This is a genomic window from Magnetospirillum sp. LM-5 (genome assembly GCF_902729445.1).
In the GTDB taxonomy this organism is placed as follows: Bacteria; Pseudomonadota; Alphaproteobacteria; order Rhodospirillales; family Magnetospirillaceae; genus Magnetospirillum.
Map to the genome: position 1 here is coordinate 1 of NZ_CACVCE010000038.1, position 20,928 is coordinate 20,928.

Here is a 20,928-nt window from a genome sequence, read left to right on the forward strand (position 1 = left end):
TCGCCGGAGGGCGGGATTTTTCGAGGTGCCCTAAAGAACCGCCGACAGCGACAGCAAGATCACCAGGAAATAGATCAAAACGGTGTTGAGGACGTAATCCAACGACACCTTCAAGGCGTGGACCGGATAGATGATGTCGATCACGCCGTTGACGTCGCCGACCTTGGCCATGGTGTGGCAGGCCAGGCATTCCTCGCGCACCACCAGCGGATACAGGTAGCGGATGCTGGAGGGTTGGGTGGCGAACAGGTCGATGCCGGTTTCCAGCACCTTTTGCAGCAGCGGGTCGGCCTGGGTGACGGCGACGTCGTTTTCCATCTCGCCGAACTGTTCGATCACCGGCCGGCCGCGCACCACGCGGATGGTCAGGTCGGGCAGGGCGGTCTGCAGGCGGGTGACCACCTCGCCGATCTCTTCCTTGCTCCAGCCCTTGCGCATGGCGGAATAAAGCGCCTCGAACACCAGGGTCGAGGTCTGGCGCGCCTCGTCGCGCGCCAGGTCCTGAATCGACCGTTCGCGGACATGGGCCGACACCAGCACCACGACCACCAGCGCCGCCGCCGTGGCGGCAAGCGACAGCAGGAACACCACCTTCGTGATGCTCACCCTCGAGAAGCTCCACCCTGTCATCGAATTATCATGTTTCCTCTGTCCCGGCGGCATTTACGCACATATCGACCGATAAAAAAAGCGTCGGTAGCGGTCGTTGACGTAGACTTTGGAATGGTCCAGCCTGTTTCTCGGGGTGGAGACGGGAGCGTTGGGATGAAAACTGTTGCCGCGATTTCTTTTCGGGATAATCACAGTCTGAGCATGGACATCGAGGATGTCCGCCGTGCCGAGGTCACCGTGCCCATCCAGGCCCAGGACGGGACCTGGTGTTGCGAGTTGCTGCTGCGGACCGCCCACGGAACCGTGGCCCTGCAGATGACCGCCGACGAGCCCGAGCATTTGGTCGTGCACGGGCCCCAACTGGAATAGATTTCGTCAATCGGCCGGAATCGAATAGGTGGCGGTGGCATGGGCCACCAGATCGTCGCTGTCGGCGGCGATCAGTTCGACGGCGCCGACGCCCAGACGGCGGCCCATCTTCAGCAGGCGCGCCTCGGCGATGATCGCCGACGGGCCGGCGCGGCGCAGGAAATTCATGGTCAGGCTGGTGGTCACCGCCATTTCCTTGTGGCCGATGACGGTCAGCACGGCGGCCCATACCGCGACATCGGCCAGGGCCATCAGCGCCGGCCCCGATACGGTGTCGCCGGGTCGGGCGATGGCTGGCGAGTAAGGCATCAGCAGCCGTGCCTCGCCCTTGCCGATGCTGATGACCTGGGCCCCGGTGGCGGCCAGCATCGGCACCTTGGGCAGGTAGTCCCGGTTCAGGATCTCTGGGGTCATGGCGGGCATCGGGTGTTTCCTGACGGCAAGGATGCGGTTACTCTCGAGTGTGCCGGTAACCACCGGTCGCTGACAAGGGAGGCGACATTTGGATTCGTCCATTCTGCTGTTGGACGTGGCGGACGGAATCGCCACCATGACCCTGAACCGGCCCGAGGCCAGGAACGCCCTGTCCTTCGCGCTGATGACCGCGATCGAGCAGGCCTTGGCCAAGATCGCCGCCGATCCTGCCATCAAGGTGGTGGTGCTGGCCGCCAACGGCCCGGCCTTTTGTGCCGGTCACGATTTGAAGGAAATGCGCAGCCTGCAAAGCCGCGAGCAGGTGGCGAGCGTGTTCGCCCAATGCGCCCGCATGATGACGGCGATCGTGCGGCTGCCGCAGCCGGTGATCGCCAAGGTCCACGCCATGGCCACCGCCGCCGGCTGCCAGATCGTCGCCAGTTGCGATTTGGCCTATGCCGCCGAAGGCGCCAAGTTCGCCACGCCGGGGGTCAATATCGGCCTGTTCTGCTCGACCCCGATGGTGGCGTTGTCGCGCGTCGTCGGCCGCAAGCAGGCGATGGAGATGCTGCTGTCCGGCCATCCCGTCGATGCCGCCACCGCCGAAGGCTGGGGCCTGATCAACCATGCCGTTCCCGCTGACCAGCTGGACGCGGCGGTATCGGACATGGCCCGCCTGATCGCCGCCAAGTCCGGCTATACCGTCAAGGTCGGCAAGGAAGCCTTTTACCGTCAGATCGAGATGGATCTGGACCAGGCCTATGCCTATACCGCCGAGGTGATGACCACCAACATGATGGCCGAGGACGCCAGGGAAGGCATCGACGCCTTCATGGGCAAGCGTCCGCCGGTCTGGCGCGGGTGCTGACGCCATGCTGACCGGGCCGGTTCCGCGTTTCTCGTCATGCCCGGACTTGATCCGGGCATCCATGGACCCTCGGGTCAAGCCCACTGCTGTCCGGTTTAAATTTTGGCGTCGCGGCGCAAACGCTTGTGGCGCGAGCCTTTCAGAGCCTCGAGCCCGGAATAGACGCGAGTCGTCGCCCCACACTCCGTCATGCCCGTGCTTGACACGGGCATCCATGTGGCGCCGCGCAAAAATAGAATGGAAACAGCGCGTTATGCGGATGCGCGTGGATGGCCGGGTCAAGCCCGGCCATGACGACGAGGGGTGTGGATGGTGCCGCGAAAATTTAACCGGACAGCCGTTGGTCAAGCCCGAGGGTGACGGCATTTCACTGGTGGGGGCATAGCCATGCTGACCGGGCCGGTGATCGTCGGGATCTCGCTGGCCTATCTGCTGCTGCTGTTCGCCATCGCCTGGATCGGCGACCGTCGGGCCGAGCAGGGGCGCTCGCTGATCGCCAACCCGGTCACCTATGCCCTGTCCATCGCGGTCTATTGCACCAGCTGGACCTTCTACGGCAGCGTCGGTCGCGCCGCCTCGGGCGGCGTCGCCTTCCTGCCGATCTATCTGGGGCCGACCCTGATGGCCGCTTTGTCGGCGGTGGTGGTGGCCAAGATGGTCAGGATCGGCCGGACCCACCGCATCACCTCGATCGCCGACTTCATCTCGGCCCGCTATGGCAAAAGCTCGGCTCTGGGCGGGCTGGTCACGGTGATCGCCGTGGTCGGAATCATGCCCTACATCTCGCTGCAGCTGAAAGCGGTGTCGACCACGTTTACCGCCCTGGTGTCGTGGCACGATCCGTCCCAGGCGCACATCGCCGTGCCGGTGCTGGGCGACACCACCTTCTTCGTCGCCCTGGCCCTGGCGGCTTTCGCCATCTTGTTCGGCACCCGCCATATCGATGCGTCGGAACATCACGAGGGCATGGTGCTGGCCATCGCCTTCGAATCCATGGTCAAGCTGGTGGCCTTCCTGGCGGTCGGCGCCTTCGTCACCTTCGGCCTGTTCGACGGTTTCGGCGACATCTTCACCCGTGCCGCCGCGGACCCCAAGCTGCGCGAGCTGTTCACCCTGCCCCATGCCGGGGCCTATGGCGACTGGGTGGCGCTGACCGTGCTGTCGATGCTGGTGGTGGTCTGCCTGCCGCGTCAGTTCCAGGTGATGGTGGTGGAAAACACCGACGAACGCCATGTGCGCACCGCCGTCTGGCTGTTTCCCGCCTATCTGTTCGCCATCAACCTGTTCGTCCTGCCGGTGGCGTTCGCCGGGCGGATGCTGTTCCAGGGCCAGGGCGTCAACCCCGATCTTTACATGCTGGCGGTGCCGCTGTCCAAGGGGGCCGAGGGCCTGGCGGTGCTGGCCTTCCTGGGCGGCCTGTCGGCGGCGGCCAGCATGGTCATCGTCGAGACCATCGCGTTGGCCACCATGGTCTGCAACGATCTGGTGATGCCGGTGCTGCTGCGCATCCGCTGGCTCAATCTTTCGGGCCGCGCCGATTTGTCGGGGCAGTTGCTGTCGATCCGGCGCTGGACCATCGCGGCGGTGGTGCTGCTGGGATACGCCTATGTCCGCCTGATCGGCGATTCCTACGCCCTGGTGACCATCGGGCTGGTCAGCTTCTGCGCCGCCGCCCAGTTCGCCCCGGCGCTGATCGGCGGAGTGCTGTGGAAGGGCGCGACCGAAAAGGGCGCCCTGGCCGGGTTGGTGATGGGTTTCCTGGTGTGGGCCTACACCCTGCTGCTGCCCAGTTTCGCCCGCTCGGGCTGGCTGCCGGCGGCGTTCGTCGAGACCGGCATGTTCGGGATGGAATTGTTGAAGCCCTATGCCCTGTTCGGCCTGAGCGGACTGGAACCGGTCACCCATTCGCTGATCTGGAGCATGATGGCCAATCTGGGTGCCTATGTCGGCGTGTCGCTGCTGACCACCCACAGCGCCATCGAGCGCATCCAGGCGGCGATGTTCGTCGATGTGTTCCGCCCGGCCAGCGGCGAGCGCGGCCGGTCGCGCTTTTGGCGCGGCACCGCCGGGATCGATGATTTGATGGCCCTGTCGGTGCGCTTCGTCGGCCGCGAGCGGGCCGAACGGGCCTTCGCCCACTGGGCGGCCGAACGCGGCCAGGACCTTGGCCAGATGCGCGAAGCCGACGCCGACATGGTCGGCGCGGTGGAACGCCTGCTGGCCGGCGCCATCGGCACCGCTTCGGCCCGGGTGATGGTGGCCAGCGTGTCGAAGGGCGAGGTGGTCGGCCTGGACGAGGTGATGGAGATCCTGGACGAGGCCAGCCAGATCATCGCCTATTCCCAGAAGCTGGAAGCCGCCACCGCCGAGCTGAAGGCCGCCAACGAGCGCTTGAAGGAATTGGATCGCATGAAGGACGACTTCATCGCGACGGTGACCCACGAATTGCGCACCCCTTTGACCTCGATCCGCTCGTTCTCGGAAATCCTGTTCGACAATCCCAGTCTGGACGAGGCCCAGCGCCAGGAATTCCTGAACATCATCATCAAGGAAAGCGAGCGCCTGACCCGCCTGATCAACCAGGTGCTGGACATGGCCAAGATCGAGTCCGGGACCATGGTGTGGACGATGGAGGAGGTCGAGCCCAAGGCTCTGGTCGAGGACGCGCTGGCCGCCACCAAGGGCCTGTTCGAGGACAAGGGCGTCACCCTGGAAGCCCGGCTGGATGACGGCCTGGCCCCCTTGACCACCGACCGCGACAAGCTGATCCAGGTGGTGATCAACCTGATCTCGAACGCGGTGAAGTTCGTCGAGCCCGGCAGCGGCCGGGTCCAGGTCACCCTGACCGGCACCGCCGGTTCCATCGAAATCGCGGTTGGCGATAACGGCCCCGGCATCCCCGACTGGGCCCGCGAAACCGTGTTCGAGAAGTTCCAGCAGGTCGGCGACACCTTGACCAACAAGCCGCAAGGCACCGGCCTGGGCCTGGCCATCTGCCGCTCGATCGTCGAGCGCCTGGGCGGCCGGATCGGGCTGGACGAGAAGGTTCCGTCCGGCGCGACCTTCCGTTTCACCATTCCTTATCAATCTTCCTGCCGTCCCCATTGACGAACGGCCGCTGTATCCCCACTCTATCAGCAGTCTCTAATGGAACAGGGGGTTTTGATGCCCGAACTCATGGTCAATGGACAACCCGTCGAGGTCAGCGAGGCCGGCTGGCTGGAAAATTGTCAGGTGTGGAACGATGACATCGCGCGCGCCATCGCTGTCGCCGAAGGGGTCGAGCTGACCGACGAGCACTGGGATGTCATCCGCGAGGCGCGGGCCTATTTCGACGAATACGGCATCGTCGCCGAGCAGCGGGTGTTCATGAAGCTGTTGAAGGAAAAGTACGGCCCCGAACGGGCCAGCCAGCAATATCTTTACCAGCTGTTCCCGCACGGGCCGCTGAAGCAGGGCAACAAGATCGCCGGCCTGCCGCGCCCCAAGGGCTGTTCCTGACGGTCAGCCCGGGCCGTCCTTTTCCGGGGGCGGCCCGGCATGGCGATGGCGCAGCACGGTGCGGATGCGCGAGCGGGCGTCGTCGACCAGCGGGACGATGGCCAGGAACACCAGCAGCACCGCCAGCGGGATGGTCGCGCTGTAGCCCATATATTTGAAGCACAGCGCGCCGACCGCACCGCCGCCGCAAAACGACATCAGCAACGTGCCCAGCACCTTCAGGCGGGCGAAATTGGCCCGCACCGGCTTGTAGTGCGCCGATTCCTTCTGTGAATTGATATAGACCACCTTGCCCAGCTCGATGCCGATATCGGTGACGATGCCGGTCATGTGGGTGGTGCGGATTTCCGCATGGGAAATCTTGGTGATGATGGCGTTCTGCAGCCCCATGATGAAGCACAGCAGCATCACCGTCATCGGCACGAATAAACTGGCCTCGGCGGTTTCCAAGGTTCCGCCCATCAGACCGAACACCAGCAGCAGCGCCGCCTCCCACAGCAGCGGATAGGCGTATTTGCTGTGGGTGCGGTGATGGATGCCCCAATTGATCAAGATGGCCGAATAGGCCGAGCCGGCGATGAAGGCCACCACCGATCCCAGGCCGGTCATCACCACCGCCTGGTCGCCGGTGACCACGCTGTCGGCCATCGCCGACAAGATGCCGGTCATGTGCGAGGTGTAGCGGCCGATGGCCAGGAACCCGCCGGCATTGATGGCGCCGGCGACGAAGGCCAGCCAATAGCCAAGCTGTCGGTTGGCCGACGACGACCGGCGCTGGCCGGCCAGACGACGCAGAAAATCGACGGGCATCAGGATGTAGATGAGGGGGTAATCATATTGCGACGCAGCATAGCGGGTCGATGGGGCGTAAGGGAAGTCCTAAACCGCCAATTCGGCAAGGGTGGCCCCGGTGACGGCGATCAGGTCGGCCGGGGCCGCCTTGATCTGCAGGCCGCGCCGCCCGCCATTGACCACCATGAAGGCGAAAGCCTGCGCGCTGGCATCCATGAACACCCGCAGCCGCTTCTTCTGGCCCAGGGGCGAGATGCCGCCGACCTTGTAGCCGGTGATCCGTTCGGCGTCGGGCGCCTTCATCATCGCCGCCGACTTCTTCCCGGCCGCATGGGCCAGGGCCTTCAGGCTCAGCTCCTTGTCGGACGGGATGATGGCGATCACGGCCTCGTCGCCGGCCGTCACCATCAGGGTCTTGAACACCTGGGCCGCCGGCAGACCCAGCGCCTCGGCCGCCTGCAGGCCGATGCTGGGGGCCTCGGGGTCATAGGGATATTCCAGCAGCTCGAACGGCCGGCCGGATTTCTTCATCTGCTCGGTGGCGGGGGTGGCCTTGGACATGGCGCCCCTTCAGCCTTCGAACACCCGGGCCGCTTCGGCCGGCGAAAGCATCCGCCATTGGCCTTCGGCCAGATCGCCCAGATCCAGGCCGCCGATGCGGGTGCGCTGCAGGCTTTCGACATGGTTGCCGACGGCCGCGAACATCCGCTTGGCCTGATGATAGCGCCCTTCCGAGATGGTCAGCCGCGCGGTTGTCGGCCCCAGCACGTCCAGTTCGGCCGGCGCCAGCGGCGTCTTTTCCGAGCGCAGCATCAAGGTGCCGGCAGCGAAGATGGCCGCTTCGTCGCCGTTCAGGGGCCGGGCCAGTTGCACCAGATAGGTCTTGGCGATCTTGGCCTTGGGGGCGGTGACCCGGTGCGAGAAGTCGCCATCGTCGGTCAGCAGCAGCAGGCCGGTGGTGTCGCGGTCCAGCCGGCCGACCGGGGCCACGATCGGCTTTCGGCGCATGAAGCGCCACGGCAGCAATTCATAGACGATCTTGCCGGGATCGCTGGTCGAGCAGGTATAGCCGGCCGGCTTGTTCAACATCGCCACCAGCCCGGCCGGCGGGTCCAACTTTTGTCCGTCGATGCGGATGTCGTCGTGTTCAGCCGTGGAATTCTCGCCCAGCTGGGTTCCATCGGCCAGGCGGACCCGGCCAGCCCGAAGCATCGATTTGACGTCCTTCTGGCTACCATAGCCCAAATTGGCGATCAGGCGGATCAATCTCATTTCGGTATGCCCTCGCCGGGCGGGCGCATCCGCGCCCTTGGCCGCGGCCTCAATGGCCGCTGGACACCGGCCGACGGAAAAAGCGGATCGGACGAAGCGGCGGCCGGTGTCATCTTCTGGCCTCGATGCGGTCGCTGGCCAGCAGCACCTTGTAGCCGGCCTGGTCGGTCAGGCATTCGACCTCGCGGAACAGGCGCTTCAATTCGGCTTCATAGGGCAGGTGGCGGTTGGCGACCAGCACCAGCTTGCCGCGCCGGCGGATCGACTTCCAGGCCGCCTTGATGAAGGCCTGGCCGATGGTCGGGTCGGGCTTGGCCCCTTCATGGAAGGGCGGGTTGGTGACAATCCAGTCATAGGGATCGGTCGGCGGCAGGCCGCCGGTGACGTCGTGCCAGCGGGCCGATACGCACGCGGCCCGCTCGGGCACCAGCGCTGCCAGGTTGGTGGCGCAATCCTCCAGCGAGGCGGTCTCGGCCTCGAACAGGTCGATGGCGGTGATGGCCGGGAAGCGCCGCAGCAGCTCGACCGCCAGATAGCCCCAGCCGCCGCCCAGATCGGCGACGCGGCCGGCAAGTGCAGCCGGAAGCGTGTCCATCAGCAGGCGCGAGCCGGGATCGACATGGTCGGGGCTGAAGCCGCCGGCCCGGGCGACGAAGCCGGAATCGGCCACGGCGCGCGGGCATCCGCCCTGGTGCCACTCGGCCAGGATGGCCGGGGCTGCGCCATCGGCCTTATGGCACCAGAAGGTGCGGGCATTGTGCTTGGACAGGTTGCCGTCCAGGCCGAAGGCGGCTTCGAATTCGCGCTGGGTACTGGCTGCGCCCACGGCATTGGCCCCGCACACCATCAACAGGCCGCCCGGTTCCAGCAGATCCCAGGCCCGGGCGATGTTGGCGCGGTTCTCGCCCTTGTGCTTGGTCAGCAGCACCAGGCCGGCGGGGAAGGACCCGTCCAGCCGGGCGACCGGCTTCAGGCCGGCGGCGGTCAGGCGGTCGAATTCGGGCTTGAAGCCCTGTTCGCACACCAGGATGTCGCGCCAATCGCCGGCCAGGGCGTCGTCGGCGGTGGCGCGCATCAGGAAGGCGCGTTGGGGGATCGCAAGCAGGCCCTTGTCGAACGGCAGCAACAGGGCGCGGATCAGTGGATCAGACATGGCGCCGGATGTAGCACGCCCATCCCCGCCCTGTCACCCCCGCCAGGGGATCAAGACGGTGCGGCCGGGGGAAAGCTGGGTGACCCGGTCGATGAAGGCGGTCTCGGCGGCACCCTTCCTGGCCAGCACCGGGTCGGTGGTGCCGCTGGCCAGCAGGCTTTGGTTGATGATCCAGGCAAACGGGGTGATGCCGGCGCGGATCAGGTCGGCTTGCAGACGCTCGGCCTCGTGCACCGGGGTCGCTTCGGGCAGGGTGACGATGATGGCGCGGGTGAATTGGCCGTCGCGCAGGCGCGGCAACAGGGCGCGCACCGCCTCGGGCATTTCGGTCTGGGTGCGGAGCACATCGCGGTGATAGGCCTCGGCGGCATCCAGCAGCAAAATGGTATGGCCGGTCGGCGCGGTGTCGAGGATGACGAACTGATCGCGGCCCAGCTCGACGGTGCGCGAGAAGGCGCGGAACACGGCGATTTCCTCGGTGCAGGGCGAGCGCAGATCCTCGTCGAGCATGGCGCGGCCGGCCGGGTCCAGATTTGCGCCGGCCTTGGCCAGCACCTCGGCCCGGTAAAGCTCGATTTCGGCCGCGGGGTCGATGCGGGTCACCGTCAGGCCGGGCAAGGCTTCGGTGACCGCCTCGGCGACATGGGCGGCGGGGTCGGTGGTCGATAGCGTCACAAGGTGGCCGCGCCCGGCCAGGGCGGTGGCGATGGCGGCGGCGATGGTGGTCTTGCCGACGCCGCCCTTGCCCATGGTCATCACCACGCCGCGCCCGGCGGCGGCGATTTCGTCGATCAAGGGCTCAAGCCCGGCGGGCAGGGCCGCGTTCGGCACGGTCCCGCCCAGGCCGCGCAAGGCATCCAGCCCGACGGTACCGGTCGCCAGCAAGGCGGTGTCGGTGCGGGGCAGGGTGCCAAGGACAGCCGGCATCGCGGCCAGGGCGTCGCGGCCCCGCTGTTCCAGGGCGCGGGCGATGGGATCGTCGGGGGCGGCGGCAACGAACAATCCGTTGATGGCCAGATGCAGATTGCTCACCCCCAGCTCGGCCAGTTCGCCGCGGGTGCGCTCGGCCTCGCGGAGCGCGGCGCGTTCGGGCCGGCTGACCAGGATGATGGTGGTGGCGGCCGGATCGGACAAGCTTGCCACGGTGGCCGCGTACAGCGCCTTTTGCTTCTCGAGCCCGGCCAGCGGCCCCAGGCACGAGGCGCCGCCGGTGGCCGATTCGATGAAATCGTTCCAGGCCGAGGGCAGGGTCAAAAGGCGCAAGGTGTGGCCGGTCGGCGCGGTGTCGAACAGGACATGGTCGAAGCCGGCGGTCGCCGCCGGGTCGCCCAGCAGGGCGGCGAACTGGTCGAAGGCGGCGATTTCTACCGTACAGGCGCCCGAGAATTGCTCCTCCATGCTGGCGATGGCGGCGGCCGGCAGGATGCCCCGGTAGGGGCCGACCATGCGCTCGCGGTAATCGCGGGCGGCGGCCTCGGGGTCGATGTTCAGGGCGAACAAATTGGCGGCGCCCAGGATGGCGGTGGGGGTGGCCGACAATCCGGTCCCCAGCACCTCGTCCAGGTTCGAGGCCGGGTCGGTGCTGACGATCAACACCCGCTTGCCGGCATCGGCCAGGGCCAGGCCGACGGCGCAAGACAGCGAGGTCTTGCCGACGCCGCCCTTGCCGGTGAAGAAGGCGTGACGGGTGGTGATCTGCGGCAGCATGGTCTTATCCTTAACAGCACCCGGATTTGGGCGTGCAGCACGGCGACGCGGGGTCCTTGATTCCCAGCTTGGCGGCCAGTTGCGCCCGGGTCGGATAGATGCCGATCGAGACGATATGCCCGTCGATGGCGATGATCGGCAGGCGGTCCATGCCGATTTCCATCTCGCGGACCACCTCGGGGTTGGCGGCGAAGGCCTGCGGCTCCTGGCCCAGATTGTAGCGGGTGACGGCAACACCTTGTTCGGCCAGCCATTTCAGGTCGGCGGCGAAGGTGACCAGGGTGGGATCGACCTGGGGCCCGCACACGCCGGTCGAGCAGCACATGGCGGGATCGTAGATTTCGAGTTTGGTCATGGCGGCGGCTCCTTCGCTGGTTCCGGGCTTGCGGGCGGTGATGACGGCCGAGACGACATGGTCCTCGACCCCTTGGCCCGGAGCCCAATCCTTGATCAATTCGCGGCTTTCCGGCTTTTCCTCGATGCGGATGTCGATGAAGCCGGCCTGGCGCATCCACGCCTCGAGTTCGGCGGGTCGCGCCGCGCCGGCGACGCAGCCGCACAGCAGGCCGGAATCGGCGGCCATGGCGGCCGGCAGCGGCTTCAGGCCGACCACGTCCGACACCGCCAGGCGGCCGCCGGGCTTCAGAACGCGGAAGGCCTCGGCGAAGACCTGGGCCTTGGCCGGGGACAGGTTGATGACGCAATTGGACATCACCACGTCGGCCGAATTGTCGGCGACGGGCAGATGCTCGATCTCGCCCAGGCGGAACTCGACATTGGCATGGCCGACCTTGGCGGCGTTGGCGCGGGCCTTGGCCAGCATCTCGTGGGTCATGTCGATGCCGATGACACGGCCGCCGGGGCCGACCTGAGCGGCGGCCAGGAAACAATCGAAGCCGGCCCCGCTGCCCAAATCGACCACCACCTCGCCCGGCTGAAGGGCGCCGATGGCCTGCGGGTTGCCGCAGCCCAGGCCCAGATTGGCGCCGTCGGGGACCAATGCCAGCTCGGCCTCGCCATAGCCCATGCGCCGGGCCATGTCGTCGGCCTTCGGGGTGCCGCAGCATGATGGGGCTGAGGCCCCGGCGGCGATGGCGCCGTAACGGTCGCGCACCAGGGCGCGCTGGTCGTTCTCGTTCATGGCAACCTCCGCTCGTACCAATCCTTCGAGGAATTGACGATCTTCACCACGCTCAGCATCACCGGCACCTCGATCAGCACCCCGACCACGGTGGCCAGCGCGGCACCCGACTGGAAGCCGAACAGGCTGATGGCGGCGGCGACCGCCAGTTCGAAGAAGTTCGACGCCCCGATCAGAGCCGACGGGCCGGCGACGCAATGGGCGACGCCCAGCTTCTTGTTGAGCAGATAGGCCAGACCGGAATTCAGATAGACCTGGATGGTGATCGGCACCGCCAGCAGCAAGATCACCAGCGGCTGGGCGATGATCTGCTCGCCCTGGAAGGCGAACAACAGCACCAGGGTCGCCAGCAAGGCCACCAGCGACAGCGGCCCCAGCCGGGCCAGGGTGGCGGCCAGGGCCTGCGGGCCGCTTCGCAGCAGCAGCGTGCGCCACGCCTGGGCGATGATCACCGGCACGACGATATACAGCACCACCGACAGGAACAGGGTGTCCCACGGCACGGTGATGGCCGACAGGCCCAGCAACAGGCCGACCAGCGGCGCGAAGGCCACCACCATGATCGAATCGTTCAAGGCGACCTGGCTCAGGGTGAAATGGGGCTCGCCGTTGGTCAGGTTGGACCACACGAACACCATGGCGGTGCAGGGTGCTGCGGCCAGCAGGATCAGGCCGGCGATGTAGCTGTCGATCTGGTCGGCCGGCAGGAACGGCCTGAACAGGGTCGAGATGAACAGCCAGCCCAGCAAAGCCATCGAGAACGGCTTGACCGCCCAATTGATGAACAAGGTGACGCCGATGCCCTTCCAATGCTCGCGCACCTGATGCAGGGCGCCGAAATCAATCTTCAGCAGCATCGGGATGATCATCAGCCAGATCAGCAGGGCGACCGGCAGGTTGACCTGGGCGATCTCGAGGCGGCCGATGGCCTGGAACGGCGCCGGCCACAGATGGCCCAGCGCCACGCCGGCTACGATGCACAGACCCACCCACAGGGTTAGATAACGTTCGAACAGGTTCATCTCAGACCTCGGCGGCCCGGTCAGGCCCGACTTCGATCAGCTTGCGGATCTTGGCCTCGATCATGGCGTAAACCTCGCGGAACACCGCCAGGCGTTCGTCATGGCTGCCCTCGGCCGCCGCCGGGTCGGGAAAGCCGATATGCACCTTGGCCGGCACGCCCGGCCAGATCGGGCAGATTTCGCCGGCGGCGTTGTCGCAGACGGTGATCACCAGATCCATCCTGGGAGCGTCGGGGGCGGCGAACTCGTCCCACGATTTCGAGCGCAGGCCCTCGGTGGCGTGGCCCTTTTCCCGCAAGACCTCGATCGACAGCGGGTTGACCTTGCCGGTCGGCTTCGAGCCGGCGCTGAAGGCCCGCCACGTGCCGCCGCCCAGATCGTTGATCAGGCATTCGGCCAGCACCGATCGGGCGGAATTGCCGGTGCACAGAACCAGGACGTTGATGGGTTTGTCGGTCATGGAACGCTTCCTTTGGTGTTTCAGGCCTTGTTGGCGCGGCCGATATCATCCAGATGCTTCTGCAGTGTCAGGCGGCTGAGCGACTGCAGCGGCAGGGCGGCGAAGATGCTGATGCGGTTGCTCAGCATGCGCATCACTTCCGCGGTGTGGGCGGCCTTCTCGGCCTCGCTGCCGTCAAAGGCGACCGGGTCGGGAACGCCCCAATGGGCAGTCATCGGCTGGCCCGGCCAGACCGGGCAGACCTCGCCGGCGGCGTTGTCGCAGACGGTGAAGACGAAATCGAGTTCGGGGGCGCCGGGCTGGGCGAACTCCTCCCATGATTTCGACCGCAGGCCATCCGTCGGGTGGTTGGTCTTCTTCAACAGTGCCAGGACGGTCGGATCGATCAGGCCTTTGGGATGGCTGCCGGCGCTGAATGCTTTGAACTTGCCGCTAAGATCGCGATTCAGGATCGCCTCGGCCAGGATGCTGCGGGCCGAATTGCCGGTGCACAGGAACAGCACGTTATATGACTTGTCGCTCATGGAGATTCTCCGTAGCAGGGGGATGCGGCCAAGACATTCGGAAACAGCACCGCCCGGCCCTGGTCGCACAGGGTCTGCACCGCGACGGAATTGACCCGGGCCAATATCGCGCGGTCGGCGGCGACGGTCGGGTCGTCGGCCATCGCCTTGGCCACCAGATCCAGGAAGGCGCGGGTGTAGGCGTTGAAGTCGCGTTCGGCCAGGCGGTAATAGATCCACTTGCCGTCGCGGCGCTGCTGCACCAGGCCGGCGGTCTTCAGCGCGGCCAGATGCTTGGACACGGTGGCGGCGGCCAGGTCCAGGACGGCGGTGATCTGGCATACGCACAGCTCGCCGCCTTCCAGCAGCTTCAGGATGCGCACCCGGCTGGGGTCGGCCACGGCCTTGGCGACGGTTTCGAAAGTCTCGATCATGGCGACACGCTAGTATCAATTCGATGTATAGCGAAATGATATATTTATTATGGCCCGGACGCAAGCCTGTTCGCTGCCCCCAAAGATTGACCGGCGCCTGGCACGCTCGTAAGCTTTTTGCGGTGTTGCTGCCGCCGGTCCTGGCAGCCGAAAGGTCCAGCCGATGACCAGTCCCGTTCATGTGATCGTTGTCGACGACGAGGCGGAGATCAGGGCGGTCCTGACCGCCATGCTAGAGCGCGAGGGCTATCGGGTCACCGCCTGCGCCGACGGCGAGGCCTTTTGGCGGGTTGTCGCCACCGACCAGCCCGACATCGTGCTGCTGGACCTGAAGCTGCCGGGCGAGAACGGTTTTTCCATCGCCCGCAGGCTGCGCGGCCAGTCGAATGCCGGCATCATCATCGTGTCGGGAATGGGCGACGTGGTCGACAAGGTGGTCGGCCTGGAAGTCGGTGCCGACGATTTCGTCACCAAGCCGTTCGACGGCCGCGAGTTGGTGGCGCGCATCCACTCGGTCCTGCGCCGCAAGGCCTTGGCGCCGGTGGCCACCCCGGTCGAGAAACGCATCGCCGAATTGGCCGAGAAGCTGGACGCGGTGTCGGATCAGATCGCCGAGGTCGGTGCCGAGGCCCACCACATCGAGGAAATCGTCGAAAAATCCGCCACCGCCAAGCACCCCAAGTCGGTGGGCGGTGTCACCTGGCAGCCGTCCGGCGAGGATTGGCGCAAGGACTGATCCAACGCTCGAAACCTTCGACCGTTGGTATGAAACTTATTTCGCGTCCTCGACGAAGTGGGTCCAGCCGCAATTGTTGCAGATGCCCAGGCTGCCGCTTTCCGCTTGGTGATAGATCACTTTGCTGCCGCAGGTCGGGCAATGGTCCTCGCGGTGGGCATGCAGCAGCGTCTCGATATGGCTGGCCTCGGCGTCGATGTGCAGGGCCTCGTCGTTCAGGCGGCCCAGCTCCTCCTTGACGCTGTCGAGCTTCTTTTCCAGGCTTTCGATCTTGCCCAGCAGGTTGGGGCCGGTCTGCCCGACGCTTTTTTGGCGTCGGATCACGCTCTTGACCCGGGCCAGCAGCTCGCGGCGGTCGAATGGCTTGGCGATATAATCGTCTGCGCCCATCTCCAGCCCGACCACCCGGTCGATCACCGTGCCCAGGCTGGTGACCATGATGATGCCGGCGTTGGAAAGGGCGCGCACCCGTCGCGCGATCGACAATCCGTCCTCGCCGGGCATGCGGATGTCCAGCAACAACAGGTCGGGGCGCTGGCGCTCCATCATCGCCCACAATTCGGCGCCGCTGGCGCAGGTGACGACGCGATAGCCCTCGCGGGTCAGGATTTCCGACAGCAGGGTGCGGATTTCCGGCTCGTCATCGACCACGCCGATCAAGGCGGATTCGGATGTCATGGCAACCTCGCGGCACGGTCGGTCGCTAGCGGCAAGACCAGTTGGACGACCAGGGTGGTGGTGCCGGCACCATCGACGCGGATGGTGCCGCCCGCGCGCTGGGCGGCGCCCCAGGCGGCGGAAAGGCCGATCGCGTGGCGCTCGCCCCAGGCGAACGGCTCGAGCGGCGAGCATTCCGGTTCGACCTTCAGCTCAAGCCCGGCCAGGTGAAGCGTCACCTGCATCAGGTGGCCGTCGATCAATGTCAATTCGCCGCCCATGGTTCCGCTGTCGCCGGACAGCGAGGCGACGGTGCGAACCGCGCGCGCCAGGTCATCAGCCGCGATTCGCGCCATGGTTTCTCCGGCCGGTCCGGTCCACGAGCTCACCCGCCCGGCCAGCAGGCCCTTGTCCAGGTCGCGGCCCAGATCAAGCCACCATCGCGCCAGGTCGGTATCGGCCAGGATCTGTGCGGTTCCGTAGAAGACCCGCAATCCGGCCAGCAGGTCGGCGGCGCGCCGTGTCGCGGCTTGGGCGCGCGCCACCAATTGGCCATCGACCGCGCGGCCCTGGTCGATATCGTCGGCAACCAGATCCAGGTTGCCGGCCACCACCGTCAGCATGTTGCCCAACGCGTGGGAGGAGTTGCAGGCCAGCCGGGCCTGGGCCTTCAAGATGGCATCGTCGGTCATGGCTTCTTGCGTCCCAATTTCTGACGAAACGGCAAGTCCAGCGGATAATGCAGCGCTTTTTTCGGCGCTTCGACCGCCATGGTGATGGCGTGGCCATCGACATAATCGAAGCCGGCGGCGATGGCCGCCGAGTAAAGGCTAAGGGTTCGGATGCCGTGGCAATAGGTCTTCAGTCCGGCCTGGGCGGCGGCGGCGACGAAGGAATCGAGCTTGGGGAACAGCACGTCCTCGGGCTCGGCGGCGGCGTAGATGTCGATGCCGACGGCATGGATTCCGGCCTGACGGAAGGCGGGCAGGGCGGTCTGATCGGGCGGCAGCCGGGCCAGGACAGCCTTGGAATAGGGCCGCAGCGAGGCCACGAGTTCGAGCAATTGCGATTGCGGCACGCCGACCGGCAGCCCGGCCAGTTCGAAAATCACCCGCTGACCGCCGGCGGGGCCGAATTCCGCGGTGCACAGGGCGGCGAAATCGCGTCGGCGCGACGCCGTCGCCAGGGATTCGTAATGGACCGGCAGCGACAGCAGACCAAAACTGTTCTCGTTGCCCAGGCGGCTCAGCTCATAGGCGACGCGGCGCAGGACCGCCCGATCCAGGGCCAGGATGGCCGGCCCGTCCGGGGCCAGTTCATAGCCCGACTTGAACCCGTCCGAATGGCGCGGCGCCGTGGGGATGCAATGGAAGGTGGACAGCACCATGGTCTTGGCGGTCAGCAACGGCCGGAACACGAAGTTGAGGTCGGGCGGCAGCATGGCATCGCCGGGCTTCGGCGCATGGTGGATGCCGTTCGGGGTGGTGAGCGTCGGTTGGCGCACCGGCTCGAAATGGATGTCCTCGCCCTTGCCGCGGACGGCGCGTAACACCTGCACCGCCGCCCCCGGCTGGCTGCCCATCAGCAAGGTCGACAGCATCTGCGCCAGGGCCAGGGCGCGGATGGTCGCGGCCTCCATGCCCAATTGCGAGAAGGCCAGCAGATAGGTGGTGTCGTCGTAGCGGACGAAGACATCGGTCTTGCCCAGGCGGTCGCGGAAAATCCCCTCGGCCAGGGTGTGGGCGTGGCCTGCGACCGAGTGCCATCGCTTGCCGCAGGCCTTGGCGATGTCTGCCAAGGACAGCATGAACAGGTGGCCCTCGACCAGACTCACCGTCGATGTGCCGGAAAACAGATGCCGGAACCGGCTTTCGAGCTGGGCCAGGGAATCCGGGGCGGCTTCGGTCGAGGCCGCTTGGTCGCGCACACCCTTCGGTTCGGCGTCGGCCGGCCGATGAAGAAGCCTGTCGACGAACGTCTTGATGGACATCACGGAGTGGCGGGATTGGGCGCCGTCGCCAGGCAGGCATTGACCGCCGCCATCAGATCGGCCGGGGTGAACGGCTTGGGCAGCATCCTGTCGGCGCCGAAAGTTCCCGCCATGTTCAGGAAGTCCAGGTTGCGAGTGCGCCCGCCGCCGGAAATGGCGATGACCCGTGTGTCGGGAAACTCACGCCTGAGCTCGGAAATCGCTTCCAGTCCCTCCATGCGTGGCATGATGATGTCGGTGATGACCAACGGGGCCGCGACCTGGCGCTGCAGTTCCAGGCCGGCCACGCCGTCCTTGGCTTCGAAGACTTCGTGGCCGGCGCGGCGCAGAATCTCGCGGATGGTCAGCAGGACCATTTCCTCGTCATCGATCACCACGATTTTGGCCAATTCACTCTCCCTTTTAAATCAGAAGCGAGAACTCAGATTGAATTCTAGCTCGTCGTGAAGATGTCTGTCGTTACTTTCAATGTGGTGCCGGATCGATTCCTCACAAGGATATTCGCTTTCCTTCGGTTTAGGGTATCATCGTGACAATGAATGTCAGCCTATCGTTCCGATGCGTAGCCGGCAAGGTCTAGACCGCGTCTTGTATGCGCGCGGATGAATTGTGTGCAGAATGCAAGCCAGAATCGAGACCGGTTCACCGCTTTCCGTCAAGATTGTCGCCGGACTGGCCGTGGTGCTCAGTCTGTTGGCGATCGTGGTCGGCACCGTGCTCTATCAATGGCATTTCCGCCAGGAGCGCCACGAGGTGTCCAACACCCTGGCGGCGATCGTCGATGCCCGGTCCCGTCTGTTGACCGGCTGGTTGGGCGAACGCGCCGCCGACGCCCGGGCCTTCGCCACCAATCCGGCGCACGTGCGCGACATCGATGCCTGCAAGCAGTCCGATATCCACTGCGAGGGCCTGTTCGGGGGCTTAAGTGCGGCGGTCGGGGCCTATCGCTATCGCAGCGGCGCGGTGGTCGGCCTCGACGGCCGGGTGCTGACCAGCGCCGGCGAGGATTACGCCCTGCACTTCGATGACCTGGAAATGTTGCGCCGGATCGCCGCCGGCAGTTCCAAGCGGATATGCGACCTGCATGTGGGACAAGGCGGCAAGCCCGAATTGGAAGTGGCGGCCCCCTTGGTCAAGGGCGGCGAAATCGTCGCCGTCGTCTTCCTGGTGGTGGATGCCGAACGGCACTTCTTTCCGCTGGTGTCGCACTGGCCGCTGCCCGGAGCCGGCGGCGAGGTCATGCTGCTCAAGGCCGACGACACCGACGCCCGGATTTTGTCGCCCTTGAGCCACCAATCAAATGCGGGCATGGAGCTTCGCATTCCCCTGACCGGCGACCAGGTGGCCGCCCAGGCGGCACTGGGCGCGACCGGAACCATCACCGGTCCGGATTATCGCGGCGCCGAGGTTCTGGGCATCGCGCGTGCCATCCCCGACACGCCGTGGGTGTTGTTGGCCCAGCAAGACGCTGACGTCGTCAAGGAAAGCGTGCGGTGGTCGGCGGCGGCGACCGGAGTGATCACCGCCATGTTCGTGGTGATGACCGGTTCGGTGGCGTTGATCTGGGTGGTCGGACGGCTGGAACGATTTCGTCTGAAAGAGCAAAGCCGGCGGCGCCTGGTGGAATCGCAGACCGAATGGCTGCGCCGGTTCGGCAACGACATCGTCTTGCTGGTCGACGAACAGGGCCTGGTGGTCGATGCCAACGACAGGGCGGAAAAGGCCTTCGGATATACGCGCGACGAATTGTTACAGATGTCGATCCACGATATCAGGAGCGTCAGGTCCGACATGCGCCACTCGCCGTTGGACCTGGATGCCGGCAAGGGCGAGGGCCAGGTGTTCAGGACTTGGCATCGTCGCAAGGACGGAACGGAATTCCCGGTCGAGGTCAGCCTGCGCGCGCTGGTCGTCGATGGTCGCCGCATGTACCAGGACATCATCCGCGACATCACCGACCGTCTCGCCGCCGAGGAGGTGATCAACCGCCAGGCGCGGATGTTTTCGGCGCTCAGTCAGACCAACAAGGTGGTGCTGCGCGTCCATGATCGCCAGGTCCTGCTGGACGAACTGTGCGACTGCGCCGTGCGGCTGGGCGGGTTTCGCGGCGCCTGGGTGGCGATGCGGACCGATTTCGACAATGGGGCGTTGGACATCGCCAGCCTGCGCGGCGATTTGGGCGGTTGGCCCGGGGTGCTGCGGCTGACCCTCGATCCGGATGATCCCTATGGCCGATCAGCCACCGCAGACGCCATCCGCGAGGAAAAGCCCCAATGCCGGCGGGACATCCAGTCCGATCCGAACCTGGGGGCATGGCACGAACTGATCGTGTCGATGGGGTTGCGGGCGGTCGCCGCCTTCCCGGTGCGCGAATGCGGCGAGGTGTGCGGCGCCTTCACCGTCTTCTCGCAAGACAACGAAATCTTCACCCCCGAAACCCTGGCGCTTCTGGCCGAGATGGCCGACGACCTGTCATTCGGCCTGGATTTCCTGCTGCGTGAGAACTGGCGCAGGATCGCCGAGGAATCCTTGCGGCAAAGCGAGGTGCGCTACCGCGCCCTGGTCGAGGACCATCCCGGCATGCTGTGCCGTTTCCTGGCCGACGGCACCCTGACCTTCGTCAACGATGCCTATTGTCGGGTATTCGGCAAGCCGGCCCATCAATTGCTGGGGTCGTCGTTCTATGATCTGATCCCGGCCGAGGATGTCGAGTTCGCCCGCAGCCAGGTGGCCATGCTGGGGCCGGACCACCCGACCGAGACCTATACCCACCGGGCGATCGGCGACGGCGGCAAGATCCGCTGGCAGGAATGGACCGACCGGGCGCTGTTGGATTCCGATGGCCGGGTGGTCGAATACCAGTCCGCCGGCAAGGACATCACCGATCGTATCGAGATGGAACAGGCGCTGCGCGACAGTCAGGAGTTCCTGGCGGCGATGGCGGCGGCGACCCGCGACGCCATCATCGTGATGGACGATCATGGGCGGGTCACCTTCTGGAACGCCTCGGCCCAGGCGATCCTGGGCTACAGCCAGGACGAGGCGCTGGGCCGGCCGGTCCACAGCCTGATCGGGAGCAAGGATGAGGAGCATTCCTTCCTGGCCAACATGGTGCGGTTCCGGGAAACCGGGACCGGGGCGGTGATCGGGCGGACACTCGAGCTTCAGGCGACCAACAAGTCCGGCGAGACCTTCCCGGTCGAGTTGTCGGTCAACGCCTTCCGCCTGAAGGGCAACTGGCACGCGGTGGGGGTGCTGCGCGACATTCGCGACCGCAAGGAGATGGAACTTAGGGCA

Annotated in this window: 22 protein-coding genes; 6 read left to right on the plus strand and 16 right to left on the minus strand. The window is 65.9% G+C overall.

Annotation, left to right across the window (positions count from 1 at the left end; translation table 11 throughout):
- Nucleotides 1-30 precede the first annotated feature (30 nt).
- Complete coding sequence (locus MTBLM5_RS13280) at nucleotides 31-606, minus strand: DUF3365 domain-containing protein (RefSeq protein WP_254431041.1); 576 nt, start codon at nucleotides 604-606, stop codon at nucleotides 31-33.
- 207 nt (nucleotides 607-813) lie between these two features.
- Here MTBLM5_RS13280 and MTBLM5_RS13285 point away from each other — a divergent pair, with 207 nt between their 5' ends.
- On the plus strand, nucleotides 814-981 hold the full coding sequence (locus MTBLM5_RS13285; RefSeq protein ID WP_254431042.1) for a hypothetical protein: 168 nt from the start codon (nucleotides 814-816) through the stop codon (nucleotides 979-981).
- A gap of 6 nt (nucleotides 982-987) precedes the next feature.
- On the opposite strand, the gene MTBLM5_RS13290 is transcribed toward MTBLM5_RS13285, so the two are convergent.
- Entirely contained in the window at nucleotides 988-1,404 is a 417-nt protein-coding gene (locus tag MTBLM5_RS13290; RefSeq protein ID WP_173976583.1) for a PaaI family thioesterase, read from the minus strand.
- 79 nt (nucleotides 1,405-1,483) lie between these two features.
- Here MTBLM5_RS13290 and MTBLM5_RS13295 point away from each other — a divergent pair, with 79 nt between their 5' ends.
- From MTBLM5_RS13295 to MTBLM5_RS13305, 3 genes are all read left to right on the plus strand, one after another.
- Entirely contained in the window at nucleotides 1,484-2,263 is a 780-nt protein-coding gene (locus MTBLM5_RS13295) for an enoyl-CoA hydratase (protein WP_173976584.1), read from the plus strand.
- Between the two features lie 387 nt (nucleotides 2,264-2,650).
- Nucleotides 2,651-5,371: a sensor histidine kinase gene (locus MTBLM5_RS13300; protein ID WP_173976585.1), complete on the plus strand. Its 2,721-nt coding sequence runs from the start codon at nucleotides 2,651-2,653 to the stop codon at nucleotides 5,369-5,371.
- A 57-nt stretch (nucleotides 5,372-5,428) separates the two neighbouring features.
- The gene (locus MTBLM5_RS13305) at nucleotides 5,429-5,764 is read left to right on the plus strand and encodes a TusE/DsrC/DsvC family sulfur relay protein (RefSeq protein WP_068496565.1); all 336 of its coding nucleotides are present in this window, start codon (nucleotides 5,429-5,431) and stop codon (nucleotides 5,762-5,764) included.
- A gap of 3 nt (nucleotides 5,765-5,767) precedes the next feature.
- On the opposite strand, the gene MTBLM5_RS13310 is transcribed toward MTBLM5_RS13305, so the two are convergent.
- From MTBLM5_RS13310 to MTBLM5_RS13360, 10 genes are all read right to left on the minus strand, one after another.
- Complete coding sequence (locus MTBLM5_RS13310; RefSeq protein WP_173976586.1) at nucleotides 5,768-6,574, minus strand: YoaK family protein; 807 nt, start codon at nucleotides 6,572-6,574, stop codon at nucleotides 5,768-5,770.
- Between the two features lie 69 nt (nucleotides 6,575-6,643).
- Entirely contained in the window at nucleotides 6,644-7,117 is a 474-nt protein-coding gene (gene ybaK / locus MTBLM5_RS13315; RefSeq protein WP_173976587.1) for a Cys-tRNA(Pro) deacylase, read from the minus strand.
- A gap of 9 nt (nucleotides 7,118-7,126) precedes the next feature.
- Complete coding sequence (locus MTBLM5_RS13320) at nucleotides 7,127-7,828, minus strand: pseudouridine synthase (RefSeq protein WP_173976588.1); 702 nt, start codon at nucleotides 7,826-7,828, stop codon at nucleotides 7,127-7,129.
- 109 nt (nucleotides 7,829-7,937) lie between these two features.
- Complete coding sequence (locus MTBLM5_RS13325; RefSeq protein WP_254431043.1) at nucleotides 7,938-8,981, minus strand: class I SAM-dependent methyltransferase; 1,044 nt, start codon at nucleotides 8,979-8,981, stop codon at nucleotides 7,938-7,940.
- A 33-nt stretch (nucleotides 8,982-9,014) separates the two neighbouring features.
- On the minus strand, nucleotides 9,015-10,688 hold the full coding sequence (gene arsA, locus MTBLM5_RS13330) for an arsenical pump-driving ATPase (RefSeq protein WP_173976589.1): 1,674 nt from the start codon (nucleotides 10,686-10,688) through the stop codon (nucleotides 9,015-9,017).
- A gap of 10 nt (nucleotides 10,689-10,698) precedes the next feature.
- Complete coding sequence (gene arsD / locus MTBLM5_RS13340) at nucleotides 10,699-11,829, minus strand: arsenite efflux transporter metallochaperone ArsD (RefSeq protein ID WP_254431044.1); 1,131 nt, start codon at nucleotides 11,827-11,829, stop codon at nucleotides 10,699-10,701.
- Nucleotides 11,826-12,851, minus strand: coding sequence for an ACR3 family arsenite efflux transporter (gene arsB, locus MTBLM5_RS13345; RefSeq protein ID WP_173976590.1), 1,026 nt, complete (start codon nucleotides 12,849-12,851; stop codon nucleotides 11,826-11,828). The genes arsD and arsB overlap by 4 nt, the downstream gene beginning before the upstream one ends.
- A 1-nt stretch (nucleotide 12,852) precedes the next feature.
- Entirely contained in the window at nucleotides 12,853-13,311 is a 459-nt protein-coding gene (locus tag MTBLM5_RS13350) for an arsenate reductase ArsC (RefSeq protein ID WP_173976591.1), read from the minus strand.
- A gap of 20 nt (nucleotides 13,312-13,331) precedes the next feature.
- On the minus strand, nucleotides 13,332-13,835 hold the full coding sequence (locus tag MTBLM5_RS13355) for an arsenate reductase ArsC (RefSeq protein WP_173976592.1): 504 nt from the start codon (nucleotides 13,833-13,835) through the stop codon (nucleotides 13,332-13,334).
- Complete coding sequence (locus tag MTBLM5_RS13360) at nucleotides 13,832-14,248, minus strand: helix-turn-helix transcriptional regulator (RefSeq protein ID WP_173976593.1); 417 nt, start codon at nucleotides 14,246-14,248, stop codon at nucleotides 13,832-13,834. Before MTBLM5_RS13360 ends, MTBLM5_RS13355 begins: the two co-directional genes overlap by 4 nt.
- Nucleotides 14,249-14,411: 163 nt before the next feature.
- Here MTBLM5_RS13360 and MTBLM5_RS13365 point away from each other — a divergent pair, with 163 nt between their 5' ends.
- Nucleotides 14,412-14,984: a response regulator transcription factor gene (locus MTBLM5_RS13365; RefSeq protein ID WP_173976594.1), complete on the plus strand. Its 573-nt coding sequence runs from the start codon at nucleotides 14,412-14,414 to the stop codon at nucleotides 14,982-14,984.
- A gap of 36 nt (nucleotides 14,985-15,020) precedes the next feature.
- Here MTBLM5_RS13365 and MTBLM5_RS13370 read toward each other — a convergent pair whose 3' ends face one another.
- From MTBLM5_RS13370 to MTBLM5_RS13385, 4 genes are read right to left on the minus strand one after another with little or no spacing between them, the layout of a single operon-like run.
- Nucleotides 15,021-15,662, minus strand: a complete 642-nt coding sequence (locus MTBLM5_RS13370) for a response regulator transcription factor (protein ID WP_173976595.1) — start codon at nucleotides 15,660-15,662, stop codon at nucleotides 15,021-15,023.
- Nucleotides 15,659-16,333: a hypothetical protein gene (locus tag MTBLM5_RS13375; RefSeq protein ID WP_173976596.1), complete on the minus strand. Its 675-nt coding sequence runs from the start codon at nucleotides 16,331-16,333 to the stop codon at nucleotides 15,659-15,661. Before MTBLM5_RS13375 ends, MTBLM5_RS13370 begins: the two co-directional genes overlap by 4 nt.
- The gene (locus MTBLM5_RS13380) at nucleotides 16,330-17,631 is read right to left on the minus strand and encodes a hypothetical protein (protein WP_173976597.1); all 1,302 of its coding nucleotides are present in this window, start codon (nucleotides 17,629-17,631) and stop codon (nucleotides 16,330-16,332) included. Before MTBLM5_RS13380 ends, MTBLM5_RS13375 begins: the two co-directional genes overlap by 4 nt.
- Nucleotides 17,631-18,020: a response regulator gene (locus MTBLM5_RS13385; RefSeq protein ID WP_254431045.1), complete on the minus strand. Its 390-nt coding sequence runs from the start codon at nucleotides 18,018-18,020 to the stop codon at nucleotides 17,631-17,633. Before MTBLM5_RS13385 ends, MTBLM5_RS13380 begins: the two co-directional genes overlap by 1 nt.
- Nucleotides 18,021-18,249: 229 nt before the next feature.
- On the opposite strand from MTBLM5_RS13385, the gene MTBLM5_RS13390 reads away from it, so the two are divergent.
- On the plus strand, nucleotides 18,250-20,928 hold a 2,679-nt coding region (locus MTBLM5_RS13390), incomplete at its 3' end, for a PAS domain S-box protein (RefSeq protein WP_173976598.1).